General features: G+C 40.9%; 7 protein-coding genes and 1 riboswitch. Of the genes, 3 read left to right on the forward strand and 4 right to left on the reverse strand.

Going from position 1 to position 7,494, the window contains the following annotated elements; genetic code table 11:
* Window positions 1-10: 10 nt before the first annotated feature.
* The 4 genes from queE to BA70_RS17440 all read right to left on the reverse strand — a co-directional run bounded on the left by queE (window position 11) and on the right by BA70_RS17440 (window position 3,150).
* Window positions 11-742 (reverse strand): 7-carboxy-7-deazaguanine synthase QueE, encoded by a 732-nt coding sequence (gene queE / locus BA70_RS17425; RefSeq protein ID WP_034324941.1) that lies wholly within the window; start codon window positions 740-742, stop codon window positions 11-13.
* Entirely contained in the window at window positions 735-1,175 is a 441-nt protein-coding gene (gene queD, locus BA70_RS17430) for a 6-carboxytetrahydropterin synthase QueD (protein WP_034324942.1), read from the reverse strand. The genes queE and queD overlap by 8 nt, the downstream gene beginning before the upstream one ends.
* The gene (gene queC, locus BA70_RS17435) at window positions 1,176-1,832 is read right to left on the reverse strand and encodes a 7-cyano-7-deazaguanine synthase QueC (protein WP_034324944.1); all 657 of its coding nucleotides are present in this window, start codon (window positions 1,830-1,832) and stop codon (window positions 1,176-1,178) included. It lies immediately after the preceding gene.
* A gap of 158 nt (window positions 1,833-1,990) precedes the next feature.
* Window positions 1,991-2,035, reverse strand: a riboswitch (PreQ1 riboswitch).
* Window positions 2,036-2,106: 71 nt separating this feature from the next.
* Complete coding sequence (locus BA70_RS17440) at window positions 2,107-3,150, reverse strand: YkvI family membrane protein (protein WP_034324947.1); 1,044 nt, start codon at window positions 3,148-3,150, stop codon at window positions 2,107-2,109.
* A gap of 245 nt (window positions 3,151-3,395) precedes the next feature.
* Between BA70_RS17440 and BA70_RS17445 the strand changes: the two genes are divergently transcribed.
* The 3 genes from BA70_RS17445 (at window position 3,396) to motB (ending at window position 7,427) form a co-directional block, all read left to right on the forward strand.
* The gene (locus tag BA70_RS17445) at window positions 3,396-5,498 is read left to right on the forward strand and encodes an ATP-dependent Clp protease ATP-binding subunit (protein WP_034324948.1); all 2,103 of its coding nucleotides are present in this window, start codon (window positions 3,396-3,398) and stop codon (window positions 5,496-5,498) included.
* A gap of 374 nt (window positions 5,499-5,872) precedes the next feature.
* Window positions 5,873-6,667, forward strand: a complete 795-nt coding sequence (motA, locus tag BA70_RS17450) for a flagellar motor stator protein MotA (protein ID WP_034324951.1) — start codon at window positions 5,873-5,875, stop codon at window positions 6,665-6,667.
* Complete coding sequence (gene motB, locus BA70_RS17455) at window positions 6,660-7,427, forward strand: flagellar motor protein MotB (RefSeq protein ID WP_034324953.1); 768 nt, start codon at window positions 6,660-6,662, stop codon at window positions 7,425-7,427. The genes motA and motB overlap by 8 nt, the downstream gene beginning before the upstream one ends.
* The last annotated feature ends 67 nt before the right edge of the window (window positions 7,428-7,494 follow it).

Here is a 7,494-nt window from a genome sequence, read left to right on the forward strand (position 1 = left end):
CTCTTCCTTTCTATACGCCTCGTTTATTTCCCCACAATAATGTGTGCAGCTGCGGCAGCACTCTTACGCGGTTTAAATCTGAATCCTGCGCGACTTGATCTACAAGCGCTTCATATTTCTTTAATAAATGCGTCAATAAGTACGCATCATCACCTGTCGTCGTGTCATCATTTCCTACCTGTAAATAAAAAGGAAGCTCTGGGTATTTCGCATGAACATCCTTCGCATAGGCTAAATCACGATCATCAAAGATCACAACCTTCAGGCTTGCATGTTGCAATCTGTTTCCATTTTTCAATTCATCTATAATGCGTGTCAGTTTTGTAAAATCTGTTTTCATATTCGAGCTTGGCGGCTTTGGAGAAATGGTTAAATCATCAATTTTTAAAAACCAATCCTGATACATCGTTCCTTGTGTTTCAAGCGCAGTATCGATCCCTTCTTCATGCAGCAAATCAATGAGTGATTCCATTTGCTTTAAAAGCGCAGGATTCCCTCCGGAAATGGTGACATGAGAAAAAGCCTGTCCGCCTATTCTTTTCAGCTCTTGGACAATGTCCTCTGCCTGAAGCCACTGAATGTCATGCTTTGCTGAGCCATCCCATGTAAAGGAGGAATCACACCAGCTACAAGAATAGTCACAGCCAGCCGTTCTGACAAACATTGTTTTTTGTCCAATGACCATTCCTTCTCCTTGAATGGTTGGACCAAAGATTTCTAATACGGGAATCGCTTTAGCCATTGATCTCAACTCGTTTCGGACGGTAGATGCAGTAGCTTGTTGGTGTCTCTCTAACAAAGACCTGAACACATGTCGGTTTGTTCGCTAAAGTCGATAAATACGCTGCGACTTTGTCATGTACTGTCTTTGCCACAACCTCAGTGGTTGGCATCGCGTATGGATCGTTTGATGAAAATTCTTCATGGTCGTTAAGCAACGTGTGGTCGTACTGCCCATGAATAAGCTTCTTCAATGTACTGAAATTGACAAGGAACCCCGATTCATCTAGATCGTCTCCCGCAATGGTGATATTAATGGTGTACGTATGACCATGTACGCGGCTGCATGCACCGGCATCTTCTCGCGGGATAAAATGGGCAGCCGATACATGCATATCTTTGTTCAATTCAAACGAAAATGGATGATCCGTTTGTGGATAGATTTGAGAAAGCATTTATTTCGCCTCCTTCATTTCCATATAAGTGTCATAGCCGTTTTTCCGAAGCTTACATGCAGGACATTCCCCGCAGCCATCAGAAATGATGCCATTATAGCAAGTGAGCGTTTCATTTTTCACAAAGTCTAGCGCATCCAGCTCATCGGCCAGCTTCCATGTTTCTGCTTTATTCAGCCACATCAGTGGTGTATGGATGACAAATGGTTTTTCCATCGCCAGATTCACTGTGACGTTGCAAGATTTCACAAACTCATCTCGGCAATCTGGATAGCCGCTAAAGTCTGTCTCACAAACACCTGTGATAATATGTCTTGCTCCGATTTGATACGCAAGAATAGAGGCAAAGGATAAGAAGACTAAGTTTCTCCCTGGAACAAATGTGGAAGGCAGTTCTCCTTCTTTTTCCACAATATCAATGTCATCTCTTGTTAAAGCATTTGGTGCCAGCTGATTCAAAAGAGACATATCTAATAGATGATTCTTCACACCTAATTTGTCAGCGATTCTTTTGGCTACATCAATTTCTTCTTGATGGCGCTGATTATAATGAAAGGTCACTGTTTCTACCTCTTCAAATTGTTGAAGTGCCCATAATAAACAAGTCGTACTGTCCTGTCCCCCGCTAAAGACAACAACTGCTTTTTCATTTTTCATTTCCTGTTCTCCTCCTTTTGCAGATGAGTACAACCGTACAAAGCTGCATCTGAAAGGCTCATGAAAACCCCTATTTTCTCAAAAGAAAAGACACCTTCACATGTATATGAGGTGTCCTAGCCATAAAAAATAAAAAATGCCACATCCAAGGATACGGCAAGTCCTTAGTTTTTTATAGAGGGTTTTGCTAGAACCTCTCCCGTTTTCACGGATTTTTGTTCAATTTTCACAGAGCATAGTGTACCACATATTTTTCATGCAGGCTATCCCTTCTTTATCTATTTAGCGATTTAGGCACTTTTTTCAGACAAAGAAAGAGGATAAAAAAAATACTGACATAACCGAAAATAGGGTAAACCGTTGAAATCAGTGTACCGTATCCAATTTTACTGATCACATAACAGCATACGAGGATAAGAGATATCGTATAGATGCTTTTCAGTCGGATATACGCCCTCACCTGTCTTTCCAGCCCATATAAATTGCCTATGACGGATGTAAAGACTTCACCGAAAATCACGAATAAATAAATGAGATGAATGGAGTTTGCTACTTGATACACCACTTGGGCCATTGGAATATCATACGCCTCGAGCATATCTAATGAAGAAAGAGATAAAAAGCAAGCAAGCAAAATGAGTGTAAGCATGACGCCCCCAAGAACCGCTCCCTTTTTAATCACAGCTTCTGATGTCATTTCATTTGCGACCGGCACTAACACAGCTTGAGATAGCGCTAAATTAAAGGCACCATATGAGACAGCAGACAACATCCATTCGCCCTCTCCCATTTGCAGCGCAAGAACGTGACTTGCACTGCTGCTAAAAACAAATGAATCAAGAAACACGATCAATGAAAAGAAAATAAGCATCGGGACAACGAGTACGTTGACACCGAATAATCCTTTTGATCCTTTAAAAAGCACAATGATGCTCAGAATGATCGTCAATAAAATGCCATATTCCTTTGATACACCAAGCTGCTCCTCAAAAATAGCACCTGCGCCAGAAATCATCACTGAGGTGACACCAAGTAAAATAAAAAACATGACGACATTAATATATCGACTCGCAGCTGCTCCAAATAAAAAACGATTCATATCTTGATAAGACTCTGCTTGAATTCGCTTAGAAATAAGCATCATTTTTGCGCCAAGGAAAGTAAAAATAGCACCGCTAATCAGGATTCCCAGTAATCCAATCCAACCAAAACGAACAAAAAATTCTACAATTTCTTTTCCTGTCGCAAACCCAGCTCCAACCACAGTTCCTACATATACAAAGGCAAGCTGAAAAGCGGATTCATTTGAACGTTTCATGTGACCCCTCCGCACCCATCACTTTCGTTTGTCTCTTTTTTATCCTATGAGACAAATTCCTTGAAAAGAAGGACAAACCATGATTAAATGCAAAAAAGGATTTTTCATCCGCCTTTGAGCAAAACAGTTGAAAGTCAAAATAGGTCAGAGTATACTATATTCAAAGATGGTCAAACAATAGACCATTTTATTTAACATTCATTGGTCAAATAAAGTCAAACTTTATTTTAAGGAGGTCATGGCAAATGCGTTGTCAACATTGTCAAGTAAATGAAGCAACTATTCGCCTGAATATGCAAGTGAATTCGTCCCGCAGCCAAATGGTTTTATGTGAAGACTGCTACACCTCTTTGATGGAGCAGTCAAAAATGAAAATGGGACCTCAATTGTTCGGAGGAAGTTCATTCTTCTCCGAGTCAACAGGACATGCCCCAAGTGGGGAACAGCCTAAACAAAAAGGCTTACTCGATGAGCTTGGCCGGAACTTATCTGATGGCGCAAATGCTGGTTTGATTGATCCAGTCATTGGCCGTGATGAAGAAGTCACAAGAGTCATTGAGATTTTAAATAGAAGAAATAAAAACAACCCTGTTCTGATTGGTGAACCAGGCGTTGGTAAAACAGCGATCGCCGAAGGACTTGCACTAAAAATTGCGAGTGGCGATGTACCAAATAAATTAAAGAACAAACAAATCTATTTATTAGATGTCTCCTCACTTGTGGCGAACACAGGTGTACGTGGTCAATTTGAGGAACGAATGAAGCAGTTAATCAAAGAATTGCAAAATCGTAAAAATATTATCCTATTTGTTGATGAAATCCATCTTCTTGTAGGGGCAGGGTCTGCCGAAGGATCAATGGATGCTGGAAACATCTTAAAACCAGCCCTTGCACGAGGCGAGCTTCAGCTAGTAGGTGCGACCACATTAAAAGAGTATCGCCAAATTGAAAAAGACGCCGCACTTGAACGCCGCTTCCAGCCCGTCATCGTAGACGAGCCAACACAGGATGAAGCGATCGACATCTTAAAAGGCATTCAAGATAAGTATGAAGCCTATCATGGTGTCACCTATTCTGATGAAGCCATTAAAGCGTGCGTTCAATTATCTTCACGGTATATTCAAGACCGTCACTTGCCGGATAAAGCCATTGATTTAATGGACGAAGCTGGTTCAAAAGCGAATCTTTCTCTTGATGTAGCAAGTGAAGATGAATTAACAAACCGTCTTGCACAAATCGCTGCTGAAAAACAAGCTGCTTTAAAAGAAGAACAATATGAAAGAGCAGCGAAGCTTCGAGATGAAGAAGAAGCGATTGAAGCAAGACTTAAGCACAAAACAGATCACAAAGAACATGTCGTCACAGCAGAGGATATCGAGGGCATTGTGGAACAAAAAACAGGCATCCCTGTCGGCAAACTGCAAGCAGACGAACAAACAAAAATGAAAGAAATTGATGTTCGTTTAAAAGCACGAGTGATTGGTCAAGAACATGCCGTAGAAAAAGTGGCGAAAGCCGTGAAAAGAAGCAGAGCTGGCTTAAAATCGAAACATAGACCGACTGGCTCCTTCCTTTTCGTTGGACCAACAGGTGTCGGGAAAACCGAATTGTCTAAAACGTTAGCCGAAGAATTATTTGGCTCAAAAGATGCGATCATTCGTTTAGATATGAGTGAGTATATGGAGAAACACTCCGTGTCCAAAATCATCGGATCTCCTCCTGGTTACGTTGGACATGATGAAGCTGGTCAGCTTACTGAAAAGGTTCGCAGAAAGCCATATAGCATCATTTTGCTGGATGAAATCGAAAAAGCACATCCTGATGTCCAGCACATGTTCCTTCAAATCATGGAAGATGGCCGGTTAACAGACAGCCAAGGCAGAACCGTCAGCTTTAAAGACACGGTCATCATTATGACAAGTAACGCAGGCAGCACAGATAAAACGGTCAAAGTCGGCTTCCAGTCTGATCAGGAAGAAGCAATTGAGGAACAATCACTGATTGATTCACTCAGCGCCTATTTCAAACCAGAATTCTTGAATCGTTTTGACAGCATCATTCAATTTGACTCATTAGACAAAGACGACCTAGTGAAGATTGTTGATCTTCTGCTGAATGAACTGTCAGAACAGTTAAAAGAGCAAAATTTAACGGTCCACGTCACAAACGAAGCGAAAGAAAAAATCGCAGCGCTTGGATATCATCCTGCATTCGGTGCTCGTCCATTACGAAGAACCATTCAAGAGCACGTCGAGGATCAATTGACAGAGATTTTGCTTGAAGAAGAACATCTTTCTGGATTTACCGTCGATGTGGAACATGACGAAATCGTTGTGAAAAAGGGATAAGTACATCCTAAGGAGGATGAACAGATCCATCATGTGATGGTGGCTAAGTTCCAACTGAACGCTGACGCTCCCCCGCCTCTTTTCCTTTATGATAAAAGAAAAAGAGGTGGATCACATGATAAATTGGAACTACGATCTGATCAAAATCATACATGAAGAAAAATTAAAAGAACTGCTTATGAATGAAACAGCACAAAATAAAAAAAGAAACTCCCTCCATCTATAAGGGAGTTTCTTTTTTTAAGGTAAATAGAAAGCGCTTTCGTCAAAATTTCTTCACAGAAACTGTCTTAATTTTGTTTTCAGGCTAAAACCCTTCTGGAACACACCGATATTAACTATAGAAAAAGATAGTTAAAGGATTTGGTGAGATAATGGACAAAACATCGTTAATTGGTATTATTTTAGCATTAATTGCACTGGGTGTCGGTATGGTTTTGAAAGGTGTGAGTCTAACCGCTCTTATCAACCCGGCGGCTATATTAATCATTATTGCTGGGACAATTTCAGCTGTTGTTATTGCATTCCCATCTAGTGAAATTAAAAAAACACCAAAATTGTTCGGCAAAATCTTCAAAGAAAACCAGCTTCCAACGATTCAAGAAATGATCCCTCTTTTTTCAAACTGGGCACAAATTGCTCGTCGTGAAGGTCTTTTGGCATTAGAAGCAAATCTTGAGGAAGTCGATGATGATTTTCTAAAGAACGGCTTAAGCATGGCAGTAGACGGCCAAAGTGCTGAATTTATTCGAGACATATTAACAGAAGAAGTCGACGCAATGTCGGAAAGACATCAGGCAGGCGCATTAATCTTTACACAAGCAGGTACCTACGCTCCATCGCTTGGTGTACTTGGCGCCGTTGTCGGGCTCATTGCCGCACTTGCAAACATGGGAGATATCGAACAGCTTGGACATGCCATTAGTGCTGCCTTCGTTGCTACATTGCTTGGGATTTTTACAGGGTATGTGTTATGGCATCCTTTTGCCAATAAACTGAAGCGTAAATCAAAGGAAGAAGTAAAGCTTCGTCTGATTATGATTGAAGGTATTCTTTCGGTTCTTGAAGGTCAATCTCCAAAGGTCATTGAACAAAAACTTCTTATGTACTTACCAGCAAAAGAACGTGCAAATCTTGTCATTGAAGAAGGAGAAAAGCAAAATGGCTAGGAAACGGAAAAAACATGATCACGATGAGCATGTAGATGAGTCTTGGCTGCTTCCATATGCCGATCTTCTGACACTTCTCGTCGCCCTCTTCATTGTGCTGTTTGCATCTAGTTCCATTGATGTTGCGAAATATGAACAGATGGCCAAGTCTTTTAATGTTGTTTTTACTGGCGGCACTGGTGTCATGGATCAATCCAGCATGCAAAGCACAGAGGAAACCGAAAACAGCGATCAAATCAAAAAATCAGCAGAAGAAGATGAGGAAGAAGCCAAAGCAAAAGCGCGAGACCAAGCGGTTCTGACAAAGGTCAAAAAACAAGTAGATTCATTCATTGCAAATAAAAAGCTCGGTTCCAAGCTCGAAACAAAGCTTACAGATGAAGGTCTGCTCATTACGATTGAAGACAGTATCTTCTTTGATTCCGGCCGAGCGATTATCCGCCCGCAGGATGTCCCGTTAGCAAGAGAAATTTCAAAACTGCTTGTCATTAACCCTGCTCGTGACATTGTCATTAGCGGACATACAGATAATGTACCCATTAGAAATTCAGAATTTGAATCCAACTGGTATTTAAGCGCGATTCGTGCTGTAAACTTTTTAAGTATTCTACTTGAGAACAGCAACCTAGACCAAGAGAACTTTAGTACAAAAGGCTTCGGTGAATTCAAACCGATTGCCTCAAACGATACAGCGGAAGGCAGAAGTAAAAACAGACGCGTAGAAGTACTTATTTTACCGATTGAGAAAAAAGCGAAATAAAAAAGGAAGCCAGCGGCTTCCTTTCAGATTGTTGACAAAGGGCTAAAATGATCTTTATTTTAGCCCT

Origin of the sequence: Bacillus zhangzhouensis, assembly GCF_000715205.1 — a bacterium.
Classification (GTDB): domain Bacteria; phylum Bacillota; class Bacilli; order Bacillales; family Bacillaceae; genus Bacillus; species Bacillus zhangzhouensis.